The organism is Streptomyces sp. NPDC127100 (assembly GCF_042724095.1).
In the GTDB taxonomy this organism is placed as follows: domain Bacteria; phylum Actinomycetota; class Actinomycetes; order Streptomycetales; family Streptomycetaceae; genus Streptomyces.
Map to the genome: position 1 here is coordinate 36,561 of NZ_JBHXFL010000043.1, position 24,929 is coordinate 61,489.

At 72.1% G+C, this 24,929-nt stretch carries 37 protein-coding genes; 35 read left to right on the top strand and 2 right to left on the bottom strand.

From position 1 onward, the window contains the following. Nucleotides 1–196 precede the first annotated feature (196 nt). From ACFWJB_RS28975 to ACFWJB_RS29140, 34 genes are all read left to right on the top strand, one after another. A complete protein-coding gene (locus tag ACFWJB_RS28975) occupies nt 197–1,072 on the top strand; it encodes a ParA family protein (RefSeq protein WP_386925904.1) in 876 nt (291 codons plus the stop codon). Nucleotides 1,073–1,335: 263 nt separating this feature from the next. After that, nucleotides 1,336–1,926 carry a hypothetical protein gene (locus ACFWJB_RS28980; RefSeq protein ID WP_386925906.1) on the top strand — a complete coding sequence of 197 codons (591 nt, stop codon included), beginning with the start codon at nt 1,336–1,338 and terminating at the stop codon, nt 1,924–1,926. A 360-nt stretch (nt 1,927–2,286) separates the two neighbouring features. Further along, nucleotides 2,287–2,643: a hypothetical protein gene (locus ACFWJB_RS28985; RefSeq protein ID WP_386925907.1), complete on the top strand. Its 357-nt coding sequence runs from the start codon at nt 2,287–2,289 to the stop codon at nt 2,641–2,643. Between the two features lie 197 nt (nt 2,644–2,840). After that, nucleotides 2,841–3,410, top strand: a complete 570-nt coding sequence (locus tag ACFWJB_RS28990; protein ID WP_386925909.1) for a hypothetical protein — start codon at nt 2,841–2,843, stop codon at nt 3,408–3,410. Between the two features lie 68 nt (nt 3,411–3,478). Beyond that, nucleotides 3,479–3,733, top strand: a complete 255-nt coding sequence (locus ACFWJB_RS28995) for a hypothetical protein (RefSeq protein WP_386925911.1) — start codon at nt 3,479–3,481, stop codon at nt 3,731–3,733. A 160-nt stretch (nt 3,734–3,893) separates the two neighbouring features. Further along, complete coding sequence (locus ACFWJB_RS29000; RefSeq protein WP_386925913.1) at nt 3,894–4,274, top strand: hypothetical protein; 381 nt, start codon at nt 3,894–3,896, stop codon at nt 4,272–4,274. Nucleotides 4,275–4,438: 164 nt separating this feature from the next. Then, nucleotides 4,439–4,849, top strand: coding sequence for a hypothetical protein (locus tag ACFWJB_RS29005; RefSeq protein WP_386925915.1), 411 nt, complete (start codon nt 4,439–4,441; stop codon nt 4,847–4,849). A 62-nt stretch (nt 4,850–4,911) separates the two neighbouring features. After that, nucleotides 4,912–5,181, top strand: a complete 270-nt coding sequence (locus ACFWJB_RS29010; protein ID WP_386925917.1) for a hypothetical protein — start codon at nt 4,912–4,914, stop codon at nt 5,179–5,181. A gap of 21 nt (nt 5,182–5,202) precedes the next feature. Further along, a complete protein-coding gene (locus tag ACFWJB_RS29015) occupies nt 5,203–5,475 on the top strand; it encodes a hypothetical protein (RefSeq protein ID WP_386925919.1) in 273 nt (90 codons plus the stop codon). Between the two features lie 22 nt (nt 5,476–5,497). Beyond that, nucleotides 5,498–5,806 (top strand): hypothetical protein, encoded by a 309-nt coding sequence (locus ACFWJB_RS29020; protein ID WP_386925921.1) that lies wholly within the window; start codon nt 5,498–5,500, stop codon nt 5,804–5,806. Then, nucleotides 5,803–6,366, top strand: coding sequence for a hypothetical protein (locus tag ACFWJB_RS29025; RefSeq protein ID WP_386925923.1), 564 nt, complete (start codon nt 5,803–5,805; stop codon nt 6,364–6,366). Before ACFWJB_RS29020 ends, ACFWJB_RS29025 begins: the two co-directional genes overlap by 4 nt. Beyond that, complete coding sequence (locus tag ACFWJB_RS29030; protein WP_386925925.1) at nt 6,363–7,172, top strand: hypothetical protein; 810 nt, start codon at nt 6,363–6,365, stop codon at nt 7,170–7,172. Before ACFWJB_RS29025 ends, ACFWJB_RS29030 begins: the two co-directional genes overlap by 4 nt. After that, a complete protein-coding gene (locus ACFWJB_RS29035) occupies nt 7,169–7,867 on the top strand; it encodes a hypothetical protein (protein ID WP_386925927.1) in 699 nt (232 codons plus the stop codon). Before ACFWJB_RS29030 ends, ACFWJB_RS29035 begins: the two co-directional genes overlap by 4 nt. Next, complete coding sequence (locus ACFWJB_RS29040) at nt 7,854–9,062, top strand: DUF5131 family protein (protein WP_386925929.1); 1,209 nt, start codon at nt 7,854–7,856, stop codon at nt 9,060–9,062. The genes ACFWJB_RS29035 and ACFWJB_RS29040 overlap by 14 nt, the downstream gene beginning before the upstream one ends. Further along, complete coding sequence (locus ACFWJB_RS29045; protein ID WP_386925931.1) at nt 9,059–9,511, top strand: hypothetical protein; 453 nt, start codon at nt 9,059–9,061, stop codon at nt 9,509–9,511. Before ACFWJB_RS29040 ends, ACFWJB_RS29045 begins: the two co-directional genes overlap by 4 nt. Next, complete coding sequence (locus ACFWJB_RS29050; protein WP_386925933.1) at nt 9,508–10,164, top strand: WhiB family transcriptional regulator; 657 nt, start codon at nt 9,508–9,510, stop codon at nt 10,162–10,164. Before ACFWJB_RS29045 ends, ACFWJB_RS29050 begins: the two co-directional genes overlap by 4 nt. Then, entirely contained in the window at nt 10,161–11,087 is a 927-nt protein-coding gene (locus ACFWJB_RS29055) for a hypothetical protein (protein ID WP_386925935.1), read from the top strand. The genes ACFWJB_RS29050 and ACFWJB_RS29055 overlap by 4 nt, the downstream gene beginning before the upstream one ends. Nucleotides 11,088–11,269: 182 nt before the next feature. Then, nucleotides 11,270–11,560 carry a hypothetical protein gene (locus ACFWJB_RS29060; protein WP_386925937.1) on the top strand — a complete coding sequence of 97 codons (291 nt, stop codon included), beginning with the start codon at nt 11,270–11,272 and terminating at the stop codon, nt 11,558–11,560. A 91-nt stretch (nt 11,561–11,651) separates the two neighbouring features. Next, nucleotides 11,652–12,023: a hypothetical protein gene (locus ACFWJB_RS29065; RefSeq protein ID WP_386925939.1), complete on the top strand. Its 372-nt coding sequence runs from the start codon at nt 11,652–11,654 to the stop codon at nt 12,021–12,023. 78 nt (nt 12,024–12,101) lie between these two features. After that, a complete protein-coding gene (locus tag ACFWJB_RS29070; protein WP_386925941.1) occupies nt 12,102–12,848 on the top strand; it encodes a hypothetical protein in 747 nt (248 codons plus the stop codon). An 88-nt stretch (nt 12,849–12,936) separates the two neighbouring features. Continuing rightward, entirely contained in the window at nt 12,937–13,392 is a 456-nt protein-coding gene (locus tag ACFWJB_RS29075) for a hypothetical protein (protein ID WP_386925943.1), read from the top strand. Continuing rightward, nucleotides 13,392–13,871, top strand: coding sequence for a hypothetical protein (locus ACFWJB_RS29080; protein WP_386925945.1), 480 nt, complete (start codon nt 13,392–13,394; stop codon nt 13,869–13,871). The genes ACFWJB_RS29075 and ACFWJB_RS29080 overlap by 1 nt, the downstream gene beginning before the upstream one ends. Before the next feature lie 167 nt (nt 13,872–14,038). Then, nucleotides 14,039–14,815, top strand: coding sequence for a hypothetical protein (locus ACFWJB_RS29085; RefSeq protein WP_386925947.1), 777 nt, complete (start codon nt 14,039–14,041; stop codon nt 14,813–14,815). A 203-nt stretch (nt 14,816–15,018) separates the two neighbouring features. Continuing rightward, the gene (locus ACFWJB_RS29090; RefSeq protein WP_386925949.1) at nt 15,019–15,366 is read left to right on the top strand and encodes a hypothetical protein; all 348 of its coding nucleotides are present in this window, start codon (nt 15,019–15,021) and stop codon (nt 15,364–15,366) included. A 14-nt stretch (nt 15,367–15,380) separates the two neighbouring features. Then, nucleotides 15,381–16,475 carry a hypothetical protein gene (locus ACFWJB_RS29095; RefSeq protein ID WP_386925951.1) on the top strand — a complete coding sequence of 365 codons (1,095 nt, stop codon included), beginning with the start codon at nt 15,381–15,383 and terminating at the stop codon, nt 16,473–16,475. Continuing rightward, nucleotides 16,472–16,849: a hypothetical protein gene (locus tag ACFWJB_RS29100; protein WP_386925953.1), complete on the top strand. Its 378-nt coding sequence runs from the start codon at nt 16,472–16,474 to the stop codon at nt 16,847–16,849. The genes ACFWJB_RS29095 and ACFWJB_RS29100 overlap by 4 nt, the downstream gene beginning before the upstream one ends. A gap of 37 nt (nt 16,850–16,886) precedes the next feature. Continuing rightward, nucleotides 16,887–17,621, top strand: coding sequence for a hypothetical protein (locus ACFWJB_RS29105; RefSeq protein ID WP_386925955.1), 735 nt, complete (start codon nt 16,887–16,889; stop codon nt 17,619–17,621). Further along, on the top strand, nt 17,618–18,178 hold the full coding sequence (locus ACFWJB_RS29110; RefSeq protein ID WP_386925957.1) for a DUF1643 domain-containing protein: 561 nt from the start codon (nt 17,618–17,620) through the stop codon (nt 18,176–18,178). Before ACFWJB_RS29105 ends, ACFWJB_RS29110 begins: the two co-directional genes overlap by 4 nt. Before the next feature lie 23 nt (nt 18,179–18,201). Then, on the top strand, nt 18,202–19,005 hold the full coding sequence (locus tag ACFWJB_RS29115; protein WP_386925959.1) for a hypothetical protein: 804 nt from the start codon (nt 18,202–18,204) through the stop codon (nt 19,003–19,005). After that, nucleotides 19,002–19,673 (top strand): nuclease-related domain-containing protein, encoded by a 672-nt coding sequence (locus ACFWJB_RS29120; RefSeq protein ID WP_386925961.1) that lies wholly within the window; start codon nt 19,002–19,004, stop codon nt 19,671–19,673. The genes ACFWJB_RS29115 and ACFWJB_RS29120 overlap by 4 nt, the downstream gene beginning before the upstream one ends. Next, the gene (locus ACFWJB_RS29125) at nt 19,670–20,383 is read left to right on the top strand and encodes a hypothetical protein (RefSeq protein WP_386925963.1); all 714 of its coding nucleotides are present in this window, start codon (nt 19,670–19,672) and stop codon (nt 20,381–20,383) included. The genes ACFWJB_RS29120 and ACFWJB_RS29125 overlap by 4 nt, the downstream gene beginning before the upstream one ends. A gap of 60 nt (nt 20,384–20,443) precedes the next feature. Next, nucleotides 20,444–20,854: an NUDIX domain-containing protein gene (locus ACFWJB_RS29130; RefSeq protein ID WP_386925965.1), complete on the top strand. Its 411-nt coding sequence runs from the start codon at nt 20,444–20,446 to the stop codon at nt 20,852–20,854. Between the two features lie 96 nt (nt 20,855–20,950). Next, entirely contained in the window at nt 20,951–21,844 is an 894-nt protein-coding gene (locus tag ACFWJB_RS29135; RefSeq protein WP_386925967.1) for a hypothetical protein, read from the top strand. A gap of 47 nt (nt 21,845–21,891) precedes the next feature. Continuing rightward, entirely contained in the window at nt 21,892–22,920 is a 1,029-nt protein-coding gene (locus ACFWJB_RS29140; protein WP_386925969.1) for a hypothetical protein, read from the top strand. 53 nt (nt 22,921–22,973) lie between these two features. On the opposite strand, the gene ACFWJB_RS29145 is transcribed toward ACFWJB_RS29140, so the two are convergent. Next, entirely contained in the window at nt 22,974–23,225 is a 252-nt protein-coding gene (locus ACFWJB_RS29145; RefSeq protein WP_386925971.1) for a hypothetical protein, read from the bottom strand. 252 nt (nt 23,226–23,477) lie between these two features. Between ACFWJB_RS29145 and ACFWJB_RS29150 the strand changes: the two genes are divergently transcribed. Beyond that, nucleotides 23,478–24,482, top strand: a complete 1,005-nt coding sequence (locus ACFWJB_RS29150; protein ID WP_386925973.1) for a hypothetical protein — start codon at nt 23,478–23,480, stop codon at nt 24,480–24,482. A gap of 176 nt (nt 24,483–24,658) precedes the next feature. Here the strand turns inward: ACFWJB_RS29150 and ACFWJB_RS29155 are convergent, their stop codons facing one another. Then, nucleotides 24,659–24,853 carry a hypothetical protein gene (locus tag ACFWJB_RS29155; protein WP_386925975.1) on the bottom strand — a complete coding sequence of 65 codons (195 nt, stop codon included), beginning with the start codon at nt 24,851–24,853 and terminating at the stop codon, nt 24,659–24,661. Nucleotides 24,854–24,929 lie beyond the last annotated feature (76 nt).

The following is a 24,929-nucleotide window of genomic DNA, read 5'->3' on the forward strand; positions in this document are numbered from 1 at the left end:
CGGCCCCGCGCACGCGGTGATTGCGGGGCAATCACCTATTCCCCCATCGTCCGGCCAGCACGCTGGCTGTCGGCCTCGGCGGATTGCACGGCAGGGCCCGTACCCACCCGCCACGCGTACGCCCGGACCATGCCCTGCGGTGTCACTCCCCCGCCGGTCCGTGCGTGATTGCGGGGCAATCACTGTGGAGATCTTCATGACGACCGTCCAGGCAGAGCGCGTTCCCCGGATCATCTCGATGACCAACCAGGTCGGAGGCTCGGGCAAAAGCACGTCGGCCGTGAACCTCGGAGCCCAGCTCGCGGAATTCGGGCAGAAGGTCCTGGTCGTGGACGCCGACGACCAGTGCGACGCCTCCGTTGCGCTCGGCTACATGTTCCCCGACCAGCTCGAGGGCCAGAAGACCATCTACGACTGCCTCACCGACAAAAGCGTGAAGCTCCAGGAAGCGATCGTGCCGGCGCTCTGCGGCCCGCACGGCGCCGAGGGCACGAAGCCCATCGACAACCTCTTCCTGGTGCTGGGCTCGGGGGAGATGGAGAACGCCGAGCAGTACCTCACCACGGCCATGGCCCGCGAACTGTGGTTGAAGCGGCTGCTGGACCAGGTCAAGGGGGACTACGACGTCATCATCATCGACTGCCCCGGAAGCCTCGGCCTCGTCGTCATCGGCGCGATCCTGGCGAGCGACGAGGTCGTCGCCTGCATCAAGCCCGGCTTCAAGGAGCTGCGCGGACTCACCCGCATCGAGCAGAAGATCGAAGCCATCATGGAGGACTTCGCGGAGTACGGTGCGCACGCCAAGCTGGCCGGAGTCCTCATGGTCGACGTGCCCACCCACCGCTCTCAGGGCGCAGTCTGGGACGACGGCAAGAACATGGCCCATGACGCCTATGGCGACCTGGTGCTGCCCGGCAGCACGAAGGGCCAGCTCGGCATCCGCCGGTCCACGAAGATCCCCGAGAGCTACGCCCACCAGAAGGTCCTGCTGTACTTCGACCGTGCCGGCGAAGCCACCGCCGACTACCTCGCCGTCACGAAGGCCATGGGTTTCAAGCGGGTGGCCAGGTAGGGGAGTGATTGCCCCGCAATCAGGTGGCCGGTGAGCGGACCGCGTGTCGCCGGCCACCCTTTGCGGACGGCGAGAGCTCTGAGTGGCCGGTGTGGGGAACTGCAGCACTGCGGCAGGCGTCCCGAGAGACACAGTGGACGAGTCTGTGAGGTGCCATGTCTGCTACCCATCCCCGACGGCCGCGGCTCAGGATTCGACAGTTGCCGCCGCGGCCCCCGTTACGGCGCCGACCTGCAGCGCAACCGCGCGGGCCGCGAAACTGGGTGACCGCACCGTTCCGCGTCCTCGGGCGGTGGTACCGCGACAGTGACTGGAGCAAACACGCTGCGGTGCTGGCCGCCCTCGTTGCCGCTGGAAGCTTGGCGGTAACGGCCTGGGGCACCTGGAAGAGCGCGCAGGTGGCTGACGATCAACTGGCCCAGTCCCGGGAAGCAGCTGAGGACCGTATCCGACAGCAGGCCGCGAAAGTGACCTTCTGGGAGGACACGAAGAACGTAGTGATCACCAACCGCTCCATGGACCCCGTCTACGCCTACCTCTACGTTGACGTGGATCGCTGGCGGCGTCCCCTCCCGTTGCTACGGGTCGGGTTCGTTCCTCCGTGTCAGCGTCTCACGGTCCCTGCGGATGAAGTCCAGGAACACCTCTCGACAATCAGAGGCAGGTTCACGGGCAAGTTCGTTCATGTCGACTCGCTGTACATGCTCGACTCGGACAGCTACTTCTGGCGGCGCATGCGGGGCGGCCAACTCGAGATGGTTTACAGCACGCCAGGCCTGCCGGAAGGTCAAAGGGAGCTCATCGCTGCTCGGGGCACCAAGCAGGTGGCCATCGACTGTGTGAGCAACAACTAGGTGCGGGTGATTGCGGGGCAATCACCCGCACCCGGTAACAGTGTTGGTTGGAACCAACGCGCGCTACACTCACGGTGTCACCGGGGGGTGTGCGCACTCCCCTGGTGGGTCTCTGGCGCCCCTTCGCGCAGCGGTGCGTGTTCTTTGTCGGCAACATCGGACGCGGCAGCTCACGTGCGTAGGGGCGCCCCCCTATATGCCGGAAGGTGTCAGGAAGTTTCTCCTCGGAACATCACTTTGTCGTCAAATTGATCACGTTCCCCTGGTGCAACCACCAGGTTCTTGACACTCTGGCTCGGCACGGTGGCCACCGGCGGTCCCCGTGTGCCCTCAAGAACCCAGCCGGAAGAAGGTGGAGTAATGGGCCCCAGCCTGGCTGCGCGTGACGAACCCGGCGGGGAGCACGGCGGCGCTACCCGAACCGCTTCGGCGGACGCCACTGTGATTCCCCTGCGACCGGGTATCAGCGCGGACGAGCACGGCAACCCGACCGACCCGCAAGTGGCCGCCTGGTGGGAGAAGATCTACCGGGACATGGGCCGGACTCTCACCGACGCGGATACGGCGGAAGCCCACCGCATCACCTCGGCCGCTTTCGGCCTCCTGATCGACGGTGCACGCGCTGCCGGCGTTCTCAGCGAATCCCAAGCCGGGTACCTCTCCGCGATGGCCGTCGAAGCCGTCCGGGCGCCCGACTTCCTGCCGCCGGCGCCCTAGTCCGCTCCCGCGCACCGTATGTCCGGAGTCTGTAACAGTGCAGGCCAGGGGCAAAACGGTTTGGTTTATTCCTGTCCGAACGCATGTGCCCATGGCATGATTGCTGATCGTATCGCCTTAGGATCAGAGCGTAGCTCCGCTCCGCCGCGCGTCCCTCTGCACGCACCGGGGTCGGGCATTCCATGGGGGTGGGGAACATGATCGAGCCATCGGAAGCCGGGTCGTGGGGGGTTCAGGAACCGGCGGACCTGCTCGACGAACTGGACAGCGAGGACTGGAAGCGCGCGGGGTCAACGGCCGACCCGAGCACCGGACGCTCCGGCACCCGGGTGCACAGTCCCGCGCCCGCGAACAACACGGTGCTGGACCACCTGTCCGCATGCGACGGAGAAGTGGCCAAGTTCATCGCCGCAGCGCGACAAGCGCCCGCGTCACCGCCGGCGGTTCCCGGGCAGCCCGGCCGCGCCCGCGCGTACGAGCGGGCCCGGGTCCAGGCCGAGCGTCTCGGTATGGACTGGCAGGCGTACCTCGAGGCCATGGAGTGGCGCCACTCCGTCTCCTCGGCGCTGTTGATGGGGGACAAGGACGTCATCCGGCGGGAGCCCTGCCCGGCCTGCCACACCTGGGGCCTGATCTGGGTGACGACTCACAAGGCCGCCATGTGCGTGAACCGGTACTGCGCCGTGGGCGAGCGACCCCGCATGTGGACGCTCGCCCAGCTGGCCGCTGAACGTGCCGAACGGCGCCTGCAGCAGGTCGCCAACTAGCCCGACCCGCACGACCTCCGCAGCGGACGAGCCCCACGGCCGACCGCGGACCCGATGATGGTGATCCCTTGCGCTCCTCCAAGCCTCGACCGGTACCGCCGGACGACCTCGTGGACTTCCACACCGCCGCGCGCTTCTTCCAGCCCACCGGCCGTGCCGTGTCGCATTCGACGCTGCGGCGCGACGTCGAGGCGGCCGGCGTGAAGGTGTGGGTGCAAGGCAGGCGGCACCTCGTCTCCCTGTCCGACGTCCTGGTTCTGCACCGCGAGCGTCAGGGTGAGGACGGCGGCGACGGCACGGGCACGGAGCCGGCCAGCACATAGGGGGAGCGCTCCCTCACTATCACCGCACAGCAGCCCCCGCCGGGATCCCCGGCGGGGGCTTTCTCATGCCCACATCCTCTAAACCCCTTGCTTACGTATTGGGTTTTGCGTAGTGTCTGGAGCGCCGACAGAGAACACCCCGCTACGGAACGAGGACCCGATGGCCGCGATAGCCCCCGAGCGCCCCACCAAGCTGCGGACCGAGCGCAACCTGGCCGACCTGACGCAGGAACAGCAGGACCTCCACTGGGCCCTGATGGAACTCCTCGGCTACGAGGGCGGCGCCGCCACCGACGACGGCGGCCTCGACGACAAGGTCGAGCGCCTGCGCATCGCCCAGGAGGCCGCCGCGAACGCCGGGATCGCCCTCCCCGCCACCGCCGAGATCGCCGAGTGCAACACCTGCGGCCTGATCTTCAACGCGGACACGGCGCGCGAGGTCGAGGGCCTGACCTTCTGCGACGAGCACGCCGCCGAGGCCTTCGCCAACGACCCCGACTACGGGCGCCCCGACACCACCCTCGACGCCCGCTGGGACTAGGCCCCCTCAACTCCGGCTCGGCCCCGCCCGGTCGAACCTCCACCCCCCGGGAGGCTCCCGGGGGCCGAGCCGGACACCGACAGGTCGGGCGCGCGGCTGGACAAGTCGCGCGCCCGGCCGGCCAACCGCGAACCGCCGCCCACCACCGGCTGGAGAGACCCACCATGCACACCTCCGCCCACCTGCGCCGGGCCGTCGAACTCCTCGAGCAGCACGGCCTGAACACCGACGACAGGAACTTCGTCGCCCCCGACGGAGCCCTGGACATCTGCGCCGCGCTCTACCAGGCCGCCACCTGCGTCCTGCCCGAGGCCTTCCGGACCGACGCCGACGCCGCGCTGGACCTCATCAAGACCAGCACCTGGGCGATGGCCGCGATCCGCGCCGTCTACGACAGCCTCGGCCCCGCGGTGACGACGCCGGGGGACGGGCCCGACGAGGTCATCGACCGCGTCTCCCACTGGGCCGTCACCGCGCCGAACCGCGCCTCGCAGCCGCCGACCCGCACCGAGGTGATGGGCCGCCTGCTGCGCACCGCCGACGCCCTGGACCAGGCCACCGAACTCGCCGCCTGACCGGACCCGGTCGGCGGCCCACGGGCGGCCGACCGGGCACCGGCGGACAGGAGACCCCGCCCATGCCCACCGCCGCCCCCACCGCGCCCGGCACCTGCCGGACCGTCATGTCGCTGTACCTGGCGCCCCTCGACCACACCGAGGCCGTCGACACGACCACCGCGCAGCAGGCCGCGCATCACACGGAACTGCAGCTGGGCGCGCTCAACCGGCCGGTCGCCGCGGTGTACGTCGCCGACGTCACCGCCGCCCTGCGCACCGACCCGGCCGCGCACCAGGCCCGCCTCGCGTGGGCCCGGGCCCTGGCCGCCCACCTCACCGCCCGCCCCTGAAGCCGACACAGGAGCTACGCCATGAGCCTCACGACCTTCACCGCCGCCTTCACCACCGGTGCGCCGCACCCCTACATCGCCGGCCTGCTCGAGGGCCGCGCCGACGCCGCCACCGAGACGCCGGACATCACCGCCGTCCGCAAGGACTGGATCAACGCCATCGCCGAGTCCCTGATCGCGGAGGGCCGCAGCGCCACCGCCGAGACCCAGTACGCGGAGGGCTACGCCGACGGCCTCAACTTCGACCGCAACGCCGAGGCGACGTTCCGCCGCTCCCGCCGTGGCCGCCCCTGACACCCGAGGAGAACAACGCACCATGCTGCAGCGACTGCTCCGCACCGCGCAGGCGGTGGCCGACGGCCTACTGAAGCCCAAGCCCAGCCGGCCGGACCCTGTCCGCATCCTGCTGACCGAGGACACCGCCTACGACGCCGAGTCCGTCCTGGACTGGGACGGCACCTACTACGGCCGGCTCCACTTCGAGGGCATCATCCTCGAAGGCAGCCCCGAACAGCTCACCCGCTTCGCCCGCGAGCTCTCGATCACCGCCCAGGTGGTCGAGGCCGCCGACAGCATCGACACTGGGCGCCCCGGCGCCATCGGCACGGGCGGGGCAGAGACGTGAGCGCCTCCATCACCGTGACCGCCCTCGACCCCGAACGCGACGAGCAGTACGAGGTCGACACCCGGCGCGGCGCCATGGGCATGTACGAGGGGATCGTCACCGGACCGGCCGGCACCATCACCGGCGACCCCTTCGCGCTGCAGCAGCTCGCCTTCGCCCTGCTCAACGCCTGCGCCAGCGCCGACTTCGCCGCCCGCCTGCGCGTCGACGAGCCCGGCCCGCTGCACCCCGACGAGCCCCCGGCGCCGGACCCGGCCGACTGCACGCCCGCGCAGGCCGCCGAGTACGACGCCTGGACCAACACCGTCCTGGTCTGGGCCAGCGCCGGCAGCGACGAGGTCCCGCTCGAGCCCGGCGACTGGACCGGCGACGACGACGGCCGGGCCATCGCCCTGGTCGACGACTTCACCGACCTGCACTTCGCCGACGGCCAGCTGACGGCGCGCAGCCGCTGCCGCCACGACCACATCCACTCCCTGCAGCTCAAGCACCCCGATGACCTGGCCGCCGTACGCCGCGAGGCCGAGGGATGCACCGGAGACAAGGACAGCACCGCATGACCACCGGCCCTTCCACCTATCCGGCCGAGCACGCCGCGTACCTCACCGAGGTGAGGGACCGGACAGCTGCCGCCACAGAGGGCGATTGGCACGTCCACGACGAGACCACCATGGCCGAGATCGTGTCCGGTGCCGAGCCCGGCCACGGGACCCAGCGCCGCCGCGTGATCGCCCGCCTCCACGCCGACCCGGACGACAACATCCCCGAGCACGCCGACTGGGACGAGGGCCGCGACTACGAGCAGGTCCTGGCCGACGCCGCGTTCGCCGCCAAGGCCCGCACCGACGTTCCGCACCTGCTGGCCCTGGTCGCCGAGCAGCACCAGGCGCTCACCGCCGCGCGAGAGGAGCTGCGCGCGGTGCGTGAGGTCCTCGCCCCGGCCGGCCAGCCCCGCCGCGTCCCGACCGACCCGGACGCGCCCCTGGCCGAGACGGTCGGCTGGCTCGCCGACCGCGCCGAGACCCTCGCCGCTCGCCTGGAGAAGGTCCGGGAGTTCAGGATCCCGCTGAAGAACACGCTGGGCGGCTACGCCGAGCTGACCATCGAGCGGGGCCCGGGCCCGTACGACGACCGGTGGGGTGTCACCGACGGCGCCATGGTGGGCAAGCGGGCCTGGTACGGCAACGCCTGGCACAGCATCAGCGACCTCGGGGTCGCCCTGGCCTACGCCTGGTCGATGGATGCCGCGCTCAGCCTTGCCGAGGAGGCCGCCGGGATCGAGGGCGCCCGCCTGGACCGCGAGGTGCGAGCCATCCAGGGCGAGCAGGCCGGCACGGCCGGTCGCCCTGCGGGAGGTGCGCAGTGAGCGCCACCGACGCTGCGACCGACCACTGGGTCCGCTTCGACCCCGCCGGGTGCGCCCAGTCCTCCACCTACGTCGACGAGGCGGGACCGCTTGCGGAGGACGCCTACAAGCAGATCGTGCCCCGGATCGCCGACCGGCGCCGTGAAGCCGCGGAGGGCTGGACGCTGGAGCGCCTGACCAAGCAGGAGTGGAACGAGCGGGCCCACCCCTGCTTCGTCGGCACCTGCAGCCACCAGGCCAGCGGCCGGGGCTCCAGGGAGGTACGGGGACTGACGGTCAAGCAGCCGTACGCCTGGGCGCTGCTGAACGGGAAGCCCGTCGAGAACCGCACCTGGCCCGCGCCGGCGGCGCTGCTCGGCTGCACCGTGATGCTGCACGCGGGCAAGGAGCTGCACTACGCCGCCCTGCGCACCGACGAGCGGGTGCGGGCCCTGCCAGGGCTGCCCGCCCGGGACGACTTCGTCACCGGCGCGATCATCGCGGTGGGGCGCCTGGCCGGCTGCCACTTCGAGAAGAACGGCTGCTGCGCGCCCTGGGGCGACCCAGAGGTCTTCCACTGGGAGTTCGCCGACCTGCGCCCGCTCGAGGAGCCGGTGGCCTGCAACGGCGCCCTTCAACTGTGGCGGCCCAAGGCCGACCTGGACCTGTCGTTCCTCAAGGAGACCGAAGGAGGAAGCGGACGTGACGACGCGTAGCGCGATCGAGTGGACGGATATGACGTGGTCGCCGATCATCGGCTGCACCCGCGTGACGAGCGGCTGCGACGGGTGCTACGCCATCCGCACCGCGCACATCCGCTCCCACCACCCCAACCCCAAGATGGCCGCGGCGTTCGCCGGCACTACGCACACCGTCGACGGGCGCCTGGACTGGACCGGCCGCGTCAACGTCGTGGAGAGCCGGCTCCTGGACCCGCTGCGCAAGGCCAAGCCGCAGAAGGTGTTCGTCAACTCCCAATCCGACCTGTTCCACGACCAGGTCCCCGACGAGGTGATCGCCCGGATCCTCGCCGTCATGGCGCTCACCCCCCGGCACACCTACCAGGTCCTCACCAAGCGGCACGGCCGCATGCGAGCGCTGCTGAGCAATCCGGACTTCCGCCTGCTCTGCGAGGAGGCCGAGGCCCGCCTCGTCGCCGACGAGACGACCCCCGGCCTGCCGCGGTACGCGCGCGAACAGCACAGCACCAGGTGGTGGAGCAACTTCGCCAAGCCCCTGCCAAACCTGTGGCTCGGGGTGTCGGTCGAGGACCAGAAGACGGCCGACATGCGGATCCCCGCCCTGCTGGCCACCCCGGCCGCCGTCCGCTGGATCAGCGCCGAGCCCCTCCTCGGCCCCATCGACCTGTTCGGGCCCATCGTCCCCGGCCGCGGCCGGCCGAAGCTGACGTACTGGCTCACCGGGAGGCCCGGCTGGGGCCCGGAGAAGACCGACGACCGCGGCCGCGTGTTCCAGGAGCTGGCGGTCGGGCCCCGGCTCGACTGGGTCGTCGCCGGCGGCGAGTCGGGCCCGGGCGCCCGCCCCGCCCACCCGGACTGGTTCCGGACGCTGCGCGACCAGTGCGCCCACTCCGGCGTGCCGTTCCTGTTCAAACAGTGGGGCCAGTGGGGGCCGGAGGCCGCCGTCGACCGCGACGGCCGCATCGTACGCGGACCGCGGGGCGAGGGCATGACGCTCGCCAACGACGGCACGCTGTACGCCCCCGGCGACCTCGACTACCCCGACGGCCCTCGCTACGGCGAAGCCGTCCGCGCCGGCCACAGCAGGGCCCGGCTCACCCAGATGTACAGCGTCGGCAAGAAGGCCGCTGGCCGCGAACTGGACGGCCGCAGCCACGACGAGTACCCGACCCCGCGCGCGGCCACGAGCTGGACGGAGAACAGCCGATGACGCACCACCTCGGCCTTGTGCCCACCACCCCCCTGGCCGTGCACCGCGTCCAGCTCCCCCTGGGGCTGGAGCTGATGAACTCCAACGACCGGCCCACCATCGCCCAACGGGCCCGGCTCACCCGTGAACTGCGGGCCGCCGGCCGCAAGGCCGCACTCGACGCCAAGGTGCCCCACCTCGAACGCGTCTACGTCACCTGCTACCTGCAGCCGATCAACCGGCAACGGCGCGACCCGGGCAACTGGTACCCCTCCGCGAAGGCCGCCCTCGACGGAGTCGTCGACGCCGGCGTGCTCGACGACGACGACTCCACCCGCGTCATCGGTCCCGACATGCGCCTCGGCCCGGTCACCAAGCCAGGACCGCGACTCCTCCTGGTGATCACGGACCTCAGCGGCCTGACCACCGACCACCTCACCCTTCTCGACCCCCTGGGAGCAGCAGCATGAGCACCGCCGTCCTCACCCGCCACCCGACCGCCGCGGCGGTCCCGGTCACGGCCGAGGGCAGCCACTGGGCGCACCGTAGCGCCTGCCAGACAGCCGAAGCCGACCGCGACTTCTACGGCACCAGCGCCGCGGCGCAGGCGCGCGCCCGGACCACCTGCCTGTCCTGCCCCGTCCGCATCCAGTGCCTGAGCGACCGGTCCGCGGTCGACATCGGGGAAAGCTGGGGCATGGTGGGCGGCCTCGACGTTGAACAGCGCCACGTGCTGGAGGTCGCTGAACTGATCGGCGAACGACCGGATCTGCAGCGCGCGCAGGAACTGCTGTCGCCGCGCTGGCGCTACCGGCTGCACAACCTGCGTCACGCCGGCCTCACTATCCACCGCCTCGCCGACCTCTTCACGGCCGAGGGCATCACCGTCGACGCCATCACCGTGCGAGTAGCGCTGTGGTGGATCGGCGGAGCAGGGCGGGTAGTTGCCCGCCGCGTCGGCCGCGACCAGCGCCCGCTGTGGCAGCGCGTCCGCGACGACCACGCAGGCGCCATCTGCCTCCTGCGTGCCCGCGGTGCCCGACACGTCGATGTCGCCGCCTACCTGGGCGTGAGCGTGGCTACCTCGACCCGAGCGACGCAGGAGCTGGAGGCGGCGGCGTGAGCACCAGCAACCCGCCAGCGAGCGCCGCGGTCCTGGCGGCGAGAGCGCGCTGGGCACGGCAGCGCCGTCGTCTGATCGGGTACGGGCAGTGGGACCCGTTCATGCCGGCCGAGCCGGTACGGGCCCACTTGAAGGCGCTCGCGGCGGTCGGGATGCCACGGAAGGGAGTGGAGCAGGCGCTGAGGCTCCAGCCGGATGCCCTGCGACACGTGACGAGTGGCACCTACGGCTATGAGCCCGGCAAGAAGGTGACCCGCGAGATCGGCCAGGCCGTCTTGGGCTTCTGGCCCGTGCTGGAGGACTTCCCCGACAGCGCCACGGTCGACCCCACAGGAACCCGTCGGCGCGTCGAGGCTCTCGCCGTGGTCGGTTGGTCGCGAGCCGAGTTGGCCAAGCGGGCCGGGAGGTCCTACTGCTCCTTCAAGAACTCGCTGCGCTTCGACCGCACCTCGGTGCCGCTGGCGAAACTTGTGGTGCGTCTGTACGACGAGCTGTGGAACCAGCGCCCTGAGGACCACGGCGTACGGGAGTGGGTCGCCGAGCGATGCCGGCGACAGGCCCGGGCAGCTGGCTTCTACGGTCCGCTGGCGTGGGACGACGACCTCATCGACAACCCTTCGGCGCTGCCGCAGACCGACGCGCAGGTCTCGCTGCTCGCTCAGGGCGAGAACCTGGCGGCGCGGTTCTTGCTGGGGGAGTCGGTGATCCTGGACGCCGCGGCCCGGCGCGAGGTGCTCCTGCACCTGATGGAGTGGGCGGACCTGACGGTGGAACAGGTCGCCGAGCGGCTGGAGATGACGGAGGCCGCAGTCTCTCGGGCCTGGGAGCGGGCCAAGGAGAAGGCGCGCGAGGAAGGCCGGACGGTTCCCTGGCGGCGGGCGTACGTCCCGCAGCAGCTCTGCGAGGCCGTCGCCGCGGCGTAGGGGCACGGCGGGCGCCGGCGACCGCGCCGTGCCGGCCCGTGCTCTGACCAGGGCGGTCTCCATGTGGAGGCCGCCCTCTCGCATGCCCGAAACCCCTCTGGGAGCTATTGCTTACGTATTGGGTTTTGCGTAGTGTCTGGGGTGCCGACAAAGACACGCGAAACACCCGAGGAGCTGGGCAAATGACCGCCACCGCCACCGCCACCGCCACCGCCACCCACGAGCTTCGCCTGATCGACACCAACGGCTACACGGTGCCCGGCGCGGTCCGGTACACGGTGCCCGCCGACCAGATCGAGGCCGTAACGGCGGAGCTGAAGGACCTGGCCGCCGCCGACGCGGCGAGCCAGAGGGCCACCCTCCTGGACCACGCCCGGATGCTGACCGGCACCAGCGCGACGAACCAGCGGGCGGCGGCCAACCAGATCGTCGCCAGCGACTACCAGGTGAAGGTCACCCCGCCGGTCGCCTGACCGGCCAGGGCCGGGGCCTACGGGCCCCGGCCCCGTACCGCCAGCCCCACGTCGGCACCCGCTTTACCCACTCTGATGAACGGAGACCCACATGACGGCCCTGCGCACCGCCCGCCACGTGTACCCGAAGGGCACCCCGGGCGCGGTCTGCATCGCCCACAACCGGCTGGTGAAGGCCATCGAGATGGCCATGGCCCTCTTCGTCGAGTTCGGCGAGCAGGCCACCCCCGCCATGATCGAGCGGCTCACCGACGCCGACTTCGAGCGCGCGGCCCGCACCGCCGGGGTGAACCCGCCCAACAGCGACGACACCCGGGACCAGGTGAGGCTCCTGCTCAAGGTGTTCGTCGCGGTGGGCACCACGGACGGCCCGCCGGAGGCCGAGGTCCTCGCGGCCCTGCTGTCCGGCGCCCGCCGCACCGGCGACCGCAACGTGCTCGCCTTCCTGGTGCCGGTCAACTGAGGCGACGCCCTGGGGGCCGGACCGGGGACCACTTCCCCCGCCCGGCCCCCAGCCCCACCCCGAAGGGCACTGCCTCCCATGCCGATCACCCGGCTCCAGCTCACCGCCGACGACCTCGCGCCCGGCACCCGGGTCCTCTACCTCGACCGCGCCGGGATCCCGCTGCAGGTCACCGTCGCCGAAGTCCACCGGCTCGAGGGCGTCTTCACCACCCGCGCCACGCGCGCGACCCCGGCCCTGGTCCTCCCGCTGGCCGACGCGCACACCGGCCGGATCTACCGGCGCCCCACCCGAGGCCACCGGCCCCGCATCGCACCCGCTGGCTCCTGGTTCGTCACCTGGTGCACCCGGTGCGGATGGCAGACCAGCGCGTTCGCCGTCGAGGCCGCCGCCCGCTACCAGTTCCACCGCTACCACCGGCTCACCGTTCGAAAGGCCCACGCCATGCTGCGGTCCACCGCCGCCCTGCTGACCACCCTCGCCGCCACCGCCCTCCAGGACCAGGACATCGACATGAAGTCCATAGAGGTCTCCGAGGCCGACGGCCTGGCACTCATCACCTTCGCCTCGAGCGGAGACGCGGCGTACGACCGGGGCATGGTCGAACTCATCAACGGCGAGCTGTGCCTCAGCCAAGACCCCCGCATCCCGCAGCCGGTGTACGTCCGGCCCAAGGACGACGACGCGGCCCTGGCCGCCGCCGCCGACTCCCTGCGCCACCTCGCCACCCTCCTGGACCGGTCCCGCACCGGAGCCCCCCAGCAGCAGATGGACCGCACGACGGCGCTGCGCTTCGCCGAGAACGTCCTCAGCTCGACCGGCTGACCCCGGTCACCCCACTCCGGCCCCGGCTTGCCTCCGGGGCCGGAGCACCCCTCGTCCTCCCTGCCCCGCGCGTGAAAAGGACCTCGCCGTGACCGACGCCAGCACCGTGACCGTGACCGAACTGCGCTGGAACAAGGACGTCTTCCCCCCGGCCGGGACCGACGACAACACCAGCTGGATCCCCTGCACGACCAGCGACGGGCACCCCGCCGCCCTCGCCGTCGACGACCAGGAGCGCGAGGCCCTCGGACGACAGCTCCTCTACCTCGACGACGACACCCCCCTGGACGCCTTCTTCGAGCCGGAGCGCCTGTACCGCCGTGGCGAGGCCCTCTTCCGCTGCGAAGGCGTGGCCCTCTACCCGGGCACCACCGAACCGAGGGCGTTCGGATTCCAGCGCCAGGCGTACCCCAAGGCCCGCTGGGCGCCGGCCGTGCACGGCGAACGGGCCTGGACCCGGGACTGGGAGGACATCACCTGCCCGGAGCACGGCTACGAGTGCACCCTGCACGCCCCCGCCGCCGGGTGCACGGTGGGCCGTTGATGGGGACCGCCGTCCTCGAGCGCGAGGAAGTCGCGGTCGCGCCGGCACAGCCCTCCGCCCCAGCCGGCGCCGACGGGACACCCGGCCACGACCAGGCCCTGGTCGCCATGCTGCACGCGGTCCGGCGCATGGGCATCGACGCCACCGACCGGCAGATCGCCGCCCTGCTGACGGTCGCCGAACGGCACCTTTTGCCGCCCAAGCGCAAGGACCAGCCCTTCCCGCACGGGACGATGCGCGGCTACCGCCGCCACCAGCGACTGCGGGAACGGGCCTGCGCGCCGTGCCGGGAGGCCTGCCGCCTCGAGTCGGCAGCCCGCCGCAAGCGTCGCCGGCGCCCGGAGAAGCCCTGCGGCACGGAGGCCGCGTACCACCGCCACCTGCGCCGCTACGAGGAACCGTGCCAGCCCTGCCGGGACGCGCACGCGGCCTACATCCGTGACTACCGCGAACGCCGCGCCCAAGAGGCAGCCAACTGAACGCGATCAAGAGAGGACTGGAGGAGAGCATGCCATCACCACACACGCCCGGGTTACCGGCCGCCTCGGCAACCGGCGGGGGACAGACCGCGCTAACGGTCCCCGCACCGGCCGGCCGAGGGCGCCACCGAGGCGTTCCAGCGGTCACCACCGAGGTGCTGACCCGGATGCTGCGCGACCACTTCATCAAGCCGGGGGAGGAGCTGCCCGGTGCCGTGTTCCTCACGGAGGTCACCGCCCCGGGGCGGGCCGGGCGACGCGCAGACGCCGTGCACATCAGCACCTGGGCCAGCCGCGGCGGCGGCGAGATCGACGTCTGCGAGGTCAAGACACAGCGCGCCGACTGGCTACGCGAGCTGCGCGACCCCGGCAAGGCCGAGGCGTGGTGGCCGCACAGCTCACGGTTCTGGCTGGTCGTCCCCAACACCGACGTCGCCCGCCCCGACGAACTCCCCGACGGATGGGGCCTGCTGGTGCCCAAGGCCCGCGGGCGCCGGTTCCAGACGGTGGTCGAGCCGGAGAAGCGCACACCGCAGCTGACACCCGGCCTGCTGGTCACCCTGCTGACCAACACCGAGACCGTGCGGTACAACGCGCTGCGCCGCCAGCGCGACGAACTCGGCGACAGGCACCGGCAGGAGTTGCAGCGGCTGCGCGACGAGGCCGGCACCGCGCGGGACCCGCGCGTCGAGGAGAAACTCGCGCTCCTGCAGCGGCTGGAGAAGGCTCTCGGCGGGCGGCTCGGCGCCGGCGGCTGGGGACGGCTCGTCGGTACCGACGAGGCCGCGGAGGCACTGGCGGCGTTCGTGCAGCCTCATCTCGAGCGGCAGCGCGCCGAACAGCGGGTCTCCCGAGCGGTCGCCGTCCTGGGGCATCAGCGTGACGCACTCGACCGTGCGGTGCGGGAGCTGGAGAAGGCCGCTGGGAAGGTGCCGGCGGAGTAGCCGGTGGTGCACGGGCCGGGCCTGACGAACGGGCCCGGCCTGTTTTCTGCTCTCACCCATGAAACCCGTTGCTTACGTATTGGGTTTTGGCTAGGGTCTGTTCTGCACGGCCCACCCACCCCGGGCCCTGCACCGGCCGCGTCCCGCACTCCCCCCCCCCCCGGCGGGGCGCGGCCGCACACCATCCCGCTACGGAGGCTCCGATGACGTCCACCGCCCGCCGCCTCGCCGCCCAACTGGTGCCGTTTCTGATGGCCGTAGGCGGACTGATCGTCGGGCGTCTCGTCTTCGACGCCACCGCACAGCACGGGGCGAACCTCTACTGGCAGGCCGGCGCGGCCGCCCTCGCCTACACCCTGACCGTCGCCCTGCTCGGCCGCATCGGCCACGAGGACCCCCACCAGGCCGTCGCCGAGGCGACCCAAGCGCTCGCCTACGTCCTGCAGGCCGCCCTCGCCGGCGCCCTCGAACTGCTCTGCCTCACCGTCCAGCTCCTGGCGCTCCTCGGCGGCGGCATCGCCGCCCTCGCAGCAGCCCCTGCCACGACCTGAAAGGCCACGCACCCGTGACCACGCTGCCCCGCTACGCCCTGCATCTGCCCGACGGCCGGTGGGCGTACTACCTTCCCAACCCCGAGCGCCCCCCGGGCACCCGCACCGCCGTCTACGCCGACGGCGACCCGGCCAACCAGCTCGAGCCGGTCACGGAGACCACGAACCACTGGTTCGCCGGTGACCGGCACGCCGAGCAGATCACGGCCCTCTACCAGCCCAGGCCCCGGACCGTCCGTTACGAGCTGAACGACTCGACCGCGCTGTCGAAGCGGTACCCCCAGACGCTCAGCGTCGAGGACTGGAACGAGCGCACCGCAGCGCACGAGGAGTACTGGGAGCTGTACGAGGCGGTCACCGAGGACCTCGACCCGGTCGAGCACGTCTACGAGGGGCCGTTCATGCCGCTCGAGGGCCGTGTCCCGCCGGGGCCGGACGAGCTGCAGTGGAAGGCCGACCTCCCCGAGGAGCTGACCCAGCGCCCGGAGTACCGGCACCTCTTCCCCGGGCACATCCCCGGGCTGCGCCAGCACCTCGAGCCGCTCGTCAGGGCCATGCCCGGAGTGGAGTACTGCTTCGTCGACTACCAGGGCAAGCCGGGCCTGCACGTGACGGTGAAGGTGCCCTTCGACCAGCCGCGTACGGAGTTCCGAGCCAACCTCGGGCGCGGCGGCAAGCCGCTGAAGTCCGGGCGCACCGTCCAGGTCATGGTCAACCGCAGCATCGACCTGCCGGTGCCCGCGGCGGTGTTCGGACACGACTACGACACGGCGGTGGACGACTGGCACGAGCAGGTCGCCTACTGGCTCGCCCAGGTCAAGGAGGCCACCGTCGCCGCGTGCTCCGCCTGCGACGGCACAGGCTACGTCGTCCCGAAGGGCGGCAAGGCGTCGGTCTCGGAGGCGCGGGGCCGCCTGGCGGCACTGGTGACCCACGAGTCCGACACCGAGGCCGCCGAGTTCGACAAGCGCGTCGACGACGTCGACGCGGCCGAGACCGCCGAGCTGCGCGAGCAGGTCGCACGCGTCCGGGCCTGGGCGACCAGCCACGAGTACCGGTGGCTGCACGAGCTCCTCGACGGCTACGGCACCCACGGCGGCGCCCTGTGATCGAGGGCCTCACCCTCGGGGAGGTCCGCAGGGAACTGGAGCACCTGGTGGCGCTCGCCCAGTCCGGCGAGCGCCCCCGGCCCACCCGGATCAACCCGGCCGACCACCCGATGGCGGGCTGGGAGTGGGTCATCGAACAGCGCACCGTCGGCCCGCGGCGCACCACGCCCACCTGGTGGGTGCGCACCGTCGACGACCCGGACACCAGCGGAGCCGTGTACGTGTCCTCGCCCGACTGCATGGCGCCGGGCGAGGACTTCGGCGCGATGTTCCCCACCGACGCCCGCCGCCTGGGCCTCGCCCTGATCGCCGCAGCCGACCGCGCCGAGCACATCCACGCCGGCGTACCCCGCCTCGAAGACCGACGGGACTGACCACCAGCCCACCCACCGCACCGTAAGGAGCACGCACATGCGCCACGTCTACCTGGACACCGAGTTCGACCCGAGGAACCCCACCCTGACCGGCCTGCTGTCGATCGGCCTGACGGACGACACCTTCCCGGCAGCCGACTACTACGCCGTCAACCTCGACGCCGACCTGCGCGCCCTGGTCGACCACGCCTTCATCCCGGACCACGTCCTGCCGCACCTGCCGGTGAAGGTCCACCGCTGGTCGGACGGCACCGTCACCGACATCACCTGGGACACCGACCACCCCGACTACGAGCGACACGGCCGGTCCGCCGCCCAGATCGCCGACGAGGTCGCCGCGTACTTCCCCGGCGAGACCGAGCCCGAGCTGCTGGCCGACTGGGGCAAGGACGACATCGGCTACCTGCACCGCCTGTTCGGCAACGACTGGAACACGATGCCGCCGGGCGTGCCCCGCATCTTCATCGACCTCGAGGTCTGGCGCCGTCAGCTCGGCGCACCCCTGCCGGTTCTGGAGCGCGACGAGATCGGCGACGCCCACCACGCCCTGGCCGACGCCCGGTACAACCGGGCCTTCCACAGCCACCTCCTGGACTTCCAGAAGGAATCGGAGGTCGCCGCGGACGTGCTGGCGGTCCGCCTGCACACCGTGCAGAGCCAGCGGCCCAACTGGGTGATGCTGCCCGCACCGCAGCGCAAGCACCACCTCAACGCCGCCAAGGCGCTGCTGGCCCACTACGAGATCCGACCGCGGCGAAAGGCCGGCGAGTGACGGCGGCTCTGGCAGAGCCGGTGCTCGTGGACCTGGTCGCCGAGGAGGACCACGGCTTCGAGGACCGCCCCCTGGGCACGGCCGTCTTCAACAAGGCCCGCACCCACCGGTACCTCCTGACCCGGTTGTGGGACTCGACCCGGCCGCCCGCCGTGTTCGTGATGCTCAACCCCTCGACGGCGGGCGCCCGGGCCAACGACCCCACCGTGACCCGCTGCATCTCCTTCGCGCGGCGCGAGCGGGCCGGCGGGATCGCGGTCGTGAACCTCTTCGGCCGCTGCGCCACCGACCCGGCCGCGCTGCGGAAGGACCCCGACCCGGTCGGCGCATACGCCGATTCCTTCCTGCACCACACCGTGGCCACCTCACCACTGGTGATCGCGGCCTGGGGCGCGCACGGCACCTTTCGCGGCCGCGCCGACCAGGTCGCCGCCCGGCTCTGGCGGCGCGGCATCGGCCTGCGGTGCTTCGGCACCACGCGGTCCGGCCAGCCGCTGCACCCGCTCTACCTGCCCGACGATGCCCCGCTGGTGCCCTACGCGCCGGCGGACTGCTGACCCACGACGAGAGGAACACGCTCGTGAGCGAGACGACCGACCGGACGACCGACGAGTCCGAGGACCAACCGCCCACGGTGGCCGAGACACTCGAGGACCTGGCCCACCAGTACCTGCGCACCGTGGTGTCCCCACAGCCGGTCAACCCGGCCACCCTGGGCTGGCAGAGCATTGCCGGCACGCTGGCGGCGCTGTCCCTGCGGACGCTGCACTTCCTGAACGGCATCGACCCGAAGTACGGCCAGGCGTTCGCCGACTTCTACCACGGGCCCCTCGGCGACGGCCCGCACCAGCTCGGCGTCAGCCTGTGGATCGAACGGAACATCGCCCATCCCGCCGGCGTCGAGGTGACGGAGTGGACGGAGCGGGCCAAGAAGGAGGCCGAGGCGGCGTTCGCACAGGCCAGCCGCCCCATGGGCGTCACGGACCTCGCCGAATACCTCGGGGAGGACGTGCTGTCCCTGCTGGCCACCGGCCTCGACGCGAGCTGGAAGCAGTGGGAGGAGCACGGCAGCACCAAGCGCAACTGCTTCCTGCCCGGCTGCCTGCGCGAGCTGGACATCGTCGACGTGTGGCAGGGCAAGAACGGCCTGCACGGCGAAGGGTGGATGTCCGGCTCGGCCGTCGGTTTCGCCTGCCCGGAGCACGCCGGCCAGCTGTGGGCCAACGATAAGCAGCACCTCCCCTCCTGGAGCCGGCCCACCACGCAGGACGCCACCGCGCTGGAGTGCACCTGCGGCTGGAGCTCCGGCCCCGCGGCCTTCCGACAGCACGGCACCGTCCTGTACCAGGTGCACGCGCTCGAGGTCCTGGGACTGCGGCGGTGAGCGCGGGCAACTCCGCTGACGCGCGGGCCGACGCCGTCCTACGCGCGGCACGCCCCACCGGGCTGTTCGCCCGCCTCAAGGCCGCGCTCGGCTTCCCCGCAGCGCTCCCGGCCGAGGCCGTGACCCTGGCACGGAACTCACGTGCCGGCGCCGAGGGGGAGCGCCGGACCGCCGCCCTGGTCCGGCCCCTGGCCAACGAGGGCTGGTTCGGCCTGTTCGACCGGAGCATCCCCGGCATGCACTCGGCCAACGTCGACATCTTCCTGGTGGCGCCGAGCGGCGACGTCGTCCCAGTCGACGCGAAACTGTGGCACCGCAACGACGAGGTGTGCGAGGTCAACGGCCGCCTGTTCCACGGGGAGAAGGACTACGGCTCGGTCATCGGCAGCGTCCGCTTCGAGACGTCCCGGATGGCCGAGGCCCTGCGCAGCGCCCTGCGCCGGCGCGGACACACCCGCCCGGTGTCGGTAACCCCCCTTATCGCCATGCACAACGCACCCGTAGCCGGAGGCGGCTTCACCCTCGACGGAGTCCGCATCGTCCCAGCCGAGGACCTGGTGGCTGTCCTGCAGACGATGACCGGCCGCCCCGACCCCTGGTGGGCCGGGACCGTGGCCGCCCTCGCCTCCAAGGTCCTGCCCCGCTACGAGGAAGGCGACCCACGATGACCACGGTTCGCCTGCGGGCCGAGCGCGCCGCGACCACCGCCACGTACGGCCTGGCCACCGGCATGGCCGGCGCCCTCGTCGGCGGCGTCACCGGCGGTCTGGGCTGGGCCCTGCTCATGGGAGGAACAACAGCGGTCGCCGGCGCCCAGGTCGGCCGTTCGCAGCCCGACCGCACCACCCGACGCCACGCACGGCTCACCAACCGCACCGCCGGGTACCTGTCGACGCTGCGCCACGACGGATGGCGGCTGCTGCACGCCCGAGCGATCGGCCAGGACCCCGACCGGGTCTACCACCTGTGCGTGCCGCCCTCCGCGAACCTCGTCGTCGTCTGCATGGACTGGGAGTGGCCCGAGGACGCGCAGGTCCGCCTCGGCGACGACGGCCTGCAGGCCGGCGAAGTCGACGGTGACATCGCGGTCGACTGGGTGCTGCACGCGGCGGACACCGTGGCGCAGACGCTGGACGGCAACAGCAAGGAGCTGGGCCACATCGGTGTCGCCCAGGCGCTGCCCGTGCACAAGGCCAGCGTCGCGGGCGGCGGCCACGTGCAGTTCCGCCGGGAGCACGGCGACGAGAAGCGCGAGATCAACGTGCTGCACGCCAGCGTCCTGGCAGACAAGCTACGGACCGTCCCCACCCAGGTCACCCGGCACACCCGGCGGACCGCCCGCGACTGCGCCGACCTCCTGGACGCGACCTTCCCCTGAGCACACCGGGGTAGCCCGACTGCTCTGCTCACACCCGTACATCCGAGAAGGGAACAGGCAATGACCGCAACCGTGCAGGAAACCGCCGACGTGGTCTGCGTGAGGGGGGATGAGGTCCTCCTGATCCGACGCGGCTGGCCCCCGTACAAGGGGAAACTCGCCCTGCCCGGTGGATACGTGGACGACGGGGAGACTCCCCGTGCCGCCGCGGCGCGAGAGCTGCTGGAAGAGACCGGTGTCCGCGTTACCGAGACGGACCTGGTCGAGGTCGGCGTCTTCGACCGTCCCGGCCGAGACCCGCGCGGCAACTACGTCAGCACCGCGTACCTGGTGAACGTCCCCGAGGAGACCACCGCCCAGGCCGGGGACGACGCGGAGGCCGTGCGATGGGTACCGCTGGCCACCACCGACGACCTCGCCTTCGACCACGACCAGATCCTGCATGAGGCCCGGCAGAAGCTCACGCGCTGACCGTCCTCACCGAACACCTTGTGGGCCGCCTCCTTGCAGAGGCGGCCCACACGCGTACCGACAGCCAGTCCCAGCGACCGCCCTGGAGGCTCCCTGATGACCAGCTCCCCTCGACCGTCCACACGCGGTGGATCCACACGCGGTCGGCGCCGCGGCCCCGGCCGCAGCCGTCCCCGCCCCGCTCCCAGCGTCGAGCAGGCAGACAGCCTCGGCCGACTCGATGCGATCCCGCAGCCCCGCGCCGACGCCAGCGGCCTCGAGGCCGAGGTCGCCGTGCTGAACGAACTGCTCGCGGAGGCCAGCCACCAGCTGGAGGAGGCGGGCCGTACCGTCCGCCGGACCGAGGAGCAGCTCCGGGAAGCGGAGACCGCGCGGGAGACGGAGATGGAGGATCACCTGCTCACCCTGGGCGAGCTCGAGCACGCCCGCGCCGAGGCAGGCGCCTTGCGGGCACTGCTGCTGAAGCAGGGCCGCTACCAGGACGTCGCCGCCGCCACGGAAGGGCTGCTCGACCTTCCAGCATCGTTCGCGGAGCTGTGGCAGCGCCTGAAGGCCTTCGCGTACGTAGAGGTCACCGCGGACCAGCGAACCGCCCTCTCCCTCGACGAGCACACCGCCGCCCGCACCTGGGCGGCCAAGGCGTGGCAGGGCCTGTGCGCACTCGAGTCATACGCCGAGCACCGCCAGAGGGGGTTCGCGGGCGGCTTCCACCAGTTCTGCCAGCGTCCCCCGGCCGGCGCCCGGGCGTACCCGTCGAGTCAGCTGGCGATGACGGAGACGGAGGCGACCATGGGCGCGCACGGCCGGGAGCGGTACTTCCCCGGGATCGGCGGGGCGAGGGTGGAGATGCAGGCGCACCTGAAGCTGGCCGGTCGGGGCAACGTCTGCCCGCGGGTCCACTTCCGCGACGACCTCGCCGGCAAGGGTGCCTCCGGCCTGGTGATCGTCGGCTACATCGGCCCGCACCTGACGAACCGGCGGACGAACTGAGACCCGCCCCCGCGCGAATAGAACAGAGTTTCGATAACCTGGGGAGGGTGAGCACGCCAGCACCAGACCCGCGCGAGGACGCCGCCCTGCGAGCGACCGTGCTGCACCTGCGCGTCCCTCCGGGCACACCCGAGCCCCTGTACCGCGCCGTCCTGGAGGTCCTCGAGCCGATCTCGCCGGTCGTCCAGGTCGTCCCGCCCGGAGCGGCCCTGGTCGACGTCGCCGGGGTCCTGCGCCTGCACCGGCGGACCCCGTACGAACTCGCCGAGATCATCCGCGTCCGCGCCCTCGCCCTGGCCGGCGTCGATGTCCACGTCGGCGTGGCCGCGAACTGGGCGCTCGCCGCGACGGCGTCGGCCCGCCCGGGCCCGCGCGGCATCCGGCTCGTCCCCGACGCCCCCGAGGAGGTCGCCGCCTTCTTGCACCCGCTGCCCATCGACGCCCTGTACGGCATCGGCCGGCGCCAGGCCGCGACCCTGCGCGACTACGGCATCCGCTCCATCGGCCTGCTGGCCGGTGTACCCGCCCTCACCGCCCAGCGGCTCCTGGGCGGCCGGGACGGACGGCTGCTGCAGCAGCGGGCCCGCGGCGAGGACCACCGTCGCGTCACGCCGACCGACCTGCCCCGTTCCACCAGCGAGAGCAGGCGCTTCGACCGCGACGAACTCGACAGCGACCGCATCCGCGCGGCCATCCTGGAGACGGTCGTCGTCATCGGCGCCCGGCTGCGCGAGCGCGAGCAGGCCGCGACCGGCCTCCAGCTGCAGCTGCGCATGGCCGACCGGTCCCTGCTCACCCGCGCCCGTAAGCTCCCGGCCGCGACCGCGCATGACGCCGACCTGCGCGAGTGCGCCTACCGCATCTTCAACGGCCTGTACCTCGAGCGGGCCCGCATCCGGGCGGTGACCGTCCGCGCCGAGCAGCTCGTCGACGCCGACCGCGTCGCCGAGCAGATCTCCCTGGACCGCGGCGAGGAGAACGTCCGGCGCGCGGAGACGGCCATCGACCGCGCCAACCGCCGCTTTGGGCCAGGCACCGTCCGCCCGGCCGCCCTCGCGGGCAGGCGCATCGCGTAGGGCTCACCCGCCGCCCCGGCCCCCGGCTGGGGTCGGGGCGGCGGCTGCAGCTGTCAGGTCTCGGCGGCGGCGACCAGGCTGTCGAGCAGCTCGGAAAGGGTGGCGTACTCCTCGCCGTACAGGGCGTCCTTGTGCTGGTGGAACTCCATCCGGGCCCGGCCGAGGGCTTCCGGGCTGCCGGTCGCGGCCGCGTGTGCCACCGCGTCGATCAGGGCTTCCATCTCGGTGCACTCCTCGCCGTACAGGGCGTCGAAGTGCAGGAGGATCTCGGTCTTGGCCTGCTCGAGCTGGGGTGCGGTCTGCATCGTCTCTCCTCGGTGCGGGGTGTTCGTACGACCACGACAATACAACGTAGTGTTGTAAAGTCAAGATCGATATATGTGCCGCCGGCCGAGCCCGGGCCGCGCCCCGCGGGTGCCGGCGCACCGCCGGCGGGCCCCAGAGCCCAGTTCTCCCACGGCAGACGGCCACATCGCGCACACCGCTGGATGTCCTCGCGGGATCCACGCGAATGTCTCGTCACCCCGATGTTGCCGATCTTGAAAAGGGGGACGGCCATGGCCGTCACGACACCCACCGCCCGCGAGATACCCGAGGTCAGAGCCGACCTCGCCGCCTGGGCCGCCGACCACGGCCGCGACGGCATGGCGAACTGGCTGCACTGCATGCTGCCGCCCGCCGCCCGGACCTCCTTCGACGACCTCCTGCCGCCCGGCATCACCACCCCGCAAGGCCTGGCCGCCCGCACGGCCGCCGGGCTGCGCGCCGCAGAACTCTTCTACGTCACCAGCGACATGACCGCCCTGGCGCACCACGCCGCCGAAAGCCTCACCGACTTCGAGATGCGCCCGGAGGACCTGCCCGCCCCGGTCGGCATGCTCGCCTTCGAGGACCCGCCCCTGCGCTACGAGGCGGCGGGCAACCAGCCCATCCGGCTGGTCACCTGGGGCCCCTGGCTCGGGCACCTGGCCATCGACTACTGGAGCGGCACCCGCGAGTACCTCGACCAGGTCAACGCCTCTTTGGCCGCACAACCGAGCGACCAGGACCTGGCCGAGAACGAGGCGTGGCTGCGCCGCCACTTCGCGCACGTCGCGCCCGGCCGGATGGCCAACATCCACCCGATCCACGGGTTCACCTACCAGCGGACCACGCTGATCGAGGCGGGCAAACCCGACCTGAGCGACACCCCGGAGGCCGACGTCGCCCTCCTGCGGCTGATCCAGGCGACCTGGCTGCTCATGGGCCAGACCCTCGCCACGAGCGAGCGTGTGGCCGCCGACAGGGCCTCCCGGCGCCGAATCCAGCGCATGGACCGCGACTACGGCACCGAGGTACGGCTGATCCGGCTGCGCCGGGCCCGCACCGAGCGCGACACCGACCCTGCCGAGCAGCCCGGAACCCGCGAGTACCAGCACCGCTGGGTCGTACGAGGCCACTGGAAGAACCAGTGGTACCCCTCGCGCGGCGCGCACAAGCCGATCTGGATCAGCCCCTACATCGCCGGGCCCGGGGACGCCCCCCTGATCGGAGGGGAGAAGGTCCTGGTCCTGGCCCGCTGAGGAACGCGACGGGGCCCGCCCAACGGCGGGCCCCGCTCGCGCGGTTGGGTCCGGCACCGCCGGCGGTGCCCCGCGCGCCGCTGCCGGCACATGTCCACGGGCCCGGGCCGGCCTGGAGGCTGCGGCGGACGGCACGAAGGCCGACCCGCCCCGGGTGGGGGCGGACCGGCGGCGGGTCAGTCGGCGGGCTCGGCCCGCCAGGAGCGCTTCTCGGTGGCCCGGGCCTTGCGGCGCTGGAGGGCGCAGACCTTGCCGCGCTGGCGCGGGTGGGGCAGCGCGCCCCGGAAGTAGTAGCAGGTGCAGCCCCGCCCGGCGTAGCGGCAGGGGTGTCCGGCGTGGCGCCGGGTGGTCGTGCTGAGCATGCGGGCCATGAAGTCCTCCTCGGGGCGGGGGCCCCCCCCCCCCGGGGGGGGGGGGGGCCCCCGGGGGTTGGGCGCCCGAGCGCGG

Excerpts from the sequence above, each read along its gene's own strand:
- ACFWJB_RS29005 (WP_386925915.1), top strand. The coding sequence starts at position 4,439 with ATGCACACCTCCGCCCACCTGCGCCGGGCCGTCGAACTCCTCGAGCAG.
- ACFWJB_RS29145 (WP_386925971.1), bottom strand. The coding sequence starts at position 23,225 with ATGCAGACCGCACCCCAGCTCGAGCAGGCCAAGACCGAGATCCTCCTG.
- ACFWJB_RS28975 (WP_386925904.1), top strand. The coding sequence starts at position 197 with ATGACGACCGTCCAGGCAGAGCGCGTTCCCCGGATCATCTCGATGACC.
- ACFWJB_RS29155 (WP_386925975.1), bottom strand. The coding sequence starts at position 24,853 with ATGGCCCGCATGCTCAGCACGACCACCCGGCGCCACGCCGGACACCCC.
- ACFWJB_RS29060 (WP_386925937.1), top strand. The coding sequence starts at position 11,270 with ATGACCGCCACCGCCACCGCCACCGCCACCGCCACCCACGAGCTTCGC.
- ACFWJB_RS29135 (WP_386925967.1), top strand. The coding sequence starts at position 20,951 with ATGACCAGCTCCCCTCGACCGTCCACACGCGGTGGATCCACACGCGGT.
- ACFWJB_RS29000 (WP_386925913.1), top strand. The coding sequence starts at position 3,894 with ATGGCCGCGATAGCCCCCGAGCGCCCCACCAAGCTGCGGACCGAGCGC.
- ACFWJB_RS29050 (WP_386925933.1), top strand. The coding sequence starts at position 9,508 with ATGAGCACCGCCGTCCTCACCCGCCACCCGACCGCCGCGGCGGTCCCG.
- ACFWJB_RS29105 (WP_386925955.1), top strand. The coding sequence starts at position 16,887 with ATGCGCCACGTCTACCTGGACACCGAGTTCGACCCGAGGAACCCCACC.
- ACFWJB_RS29015 (WP_386925919.1), top strand. The coding sequence starts at position 5,203 with ATGAGCCTCACGACCTTCACCGCCGCCTTCACCACCGGTGCGCCGCAC.
- ACFWJB_RS29085 (WP_386925947.1), top strand. The coding sequence starts at position 14,039 with ATGCTGCGCGACCACTTCATCAAGCCGGGGGAGGAGCTGCCCGGTGCC.
- ACFWJB_RS29020 (WP_386925921.1), top strand. The coding sequence starts at position 5,498 with ATGCTGCAGCGACTGCTCCGCACCGCGCAGGCGGTGGCCGACGGCCTA.
- ACFWJB_RS28985 (WP_386925907.1), top strand. The coding sequence starts at position 2,287 with ATGGGCCCCAGCCTGGCTGCGCGTGACGAACCCGGCGGGGAGCACGGC.
- ACFWJB_RS29090 (WP_386925949.1), top strand. The coding sequence starts at position 15,019 with ATGACGTCCACCGCCCGCCGCCTCGCCGCCCAACTGGTGCCGTTTCTG.
- ACFWJB_RS29045 (WP_386925931.1), top strand. The coding sequence starts at position 9,059 with ATGACGCACCACCTCGGCCTTGTGCCCACCACCCCCCTGGCCGTGCAC.
- ACFWJB_RS28990 (WP_386925909.1), top strand. The coding sequence starts at position 2,841 with ATGATCGAGCCATCGGAAGCCGGGTCGTGGGGGGTTCAGGAACCGGCG.
- ACFWJB_RS29080 (WP_386925945.1), top strand. The coding sequence starts at position 13,392 with ATGGGGACCGCCGTCCTCGAGCGCGAGGAAGTCGCGGTCGCGCCGGCA.
- ACFWJB_RS29070 (WP_386925941.1), top strand. The coding sequence starts at position 12,102 with ATGCCGATCACCCGGCTCCAGCTCACCGCCGACGACCTCGCGCCCGGC.
- ACFWJB_RS29065 (WP_386925939.1), top strand. The coding sequence starts at position 11,652 with ATGACGGCCCTGCGCACCGCCCGCCACGTGTACCCGAAGGGCACCCCG.
- ACFWJB_RS29030 (WP_386925925.1), top strand. The coding sequence starts at position 6,363 with ATGACCACCGGCCCTTCCACCTATCCGGCCGAGCACGCCGCGTACCTC.
- ACFWJB_RS29125 (WP_386925963.1), top strand. The coding sequence starts at position 19,670 with ATGACCACGGTTCGCCTGCGGGCCGAGCGCGCCGCGACCACCGCCACG.
- ACFWJB_RS29010 (WP_386925917.1), top strand. The coding sequence starts at position 4,912 with ATGCCCACCGCCGCCCCCACCGCGCCCGGCACCTGCCGGACCGTCATG.
- ACFWJB_RS29150 (WP_386925973.1), top strand. The coding sequence starts at position 23,478 with ATGGCCGTCACGACACCCACCGCCCGCGAGATACCCGAGGTCAGAGCC.
- ACFWJB_RS29130 (WP_386925965.1), top strand. The coding sequence starts at position 20,444 with ATGACCGCAACCGTGCAGGAAACCGCCGACGTGGTCTGCGTGAGGGGG.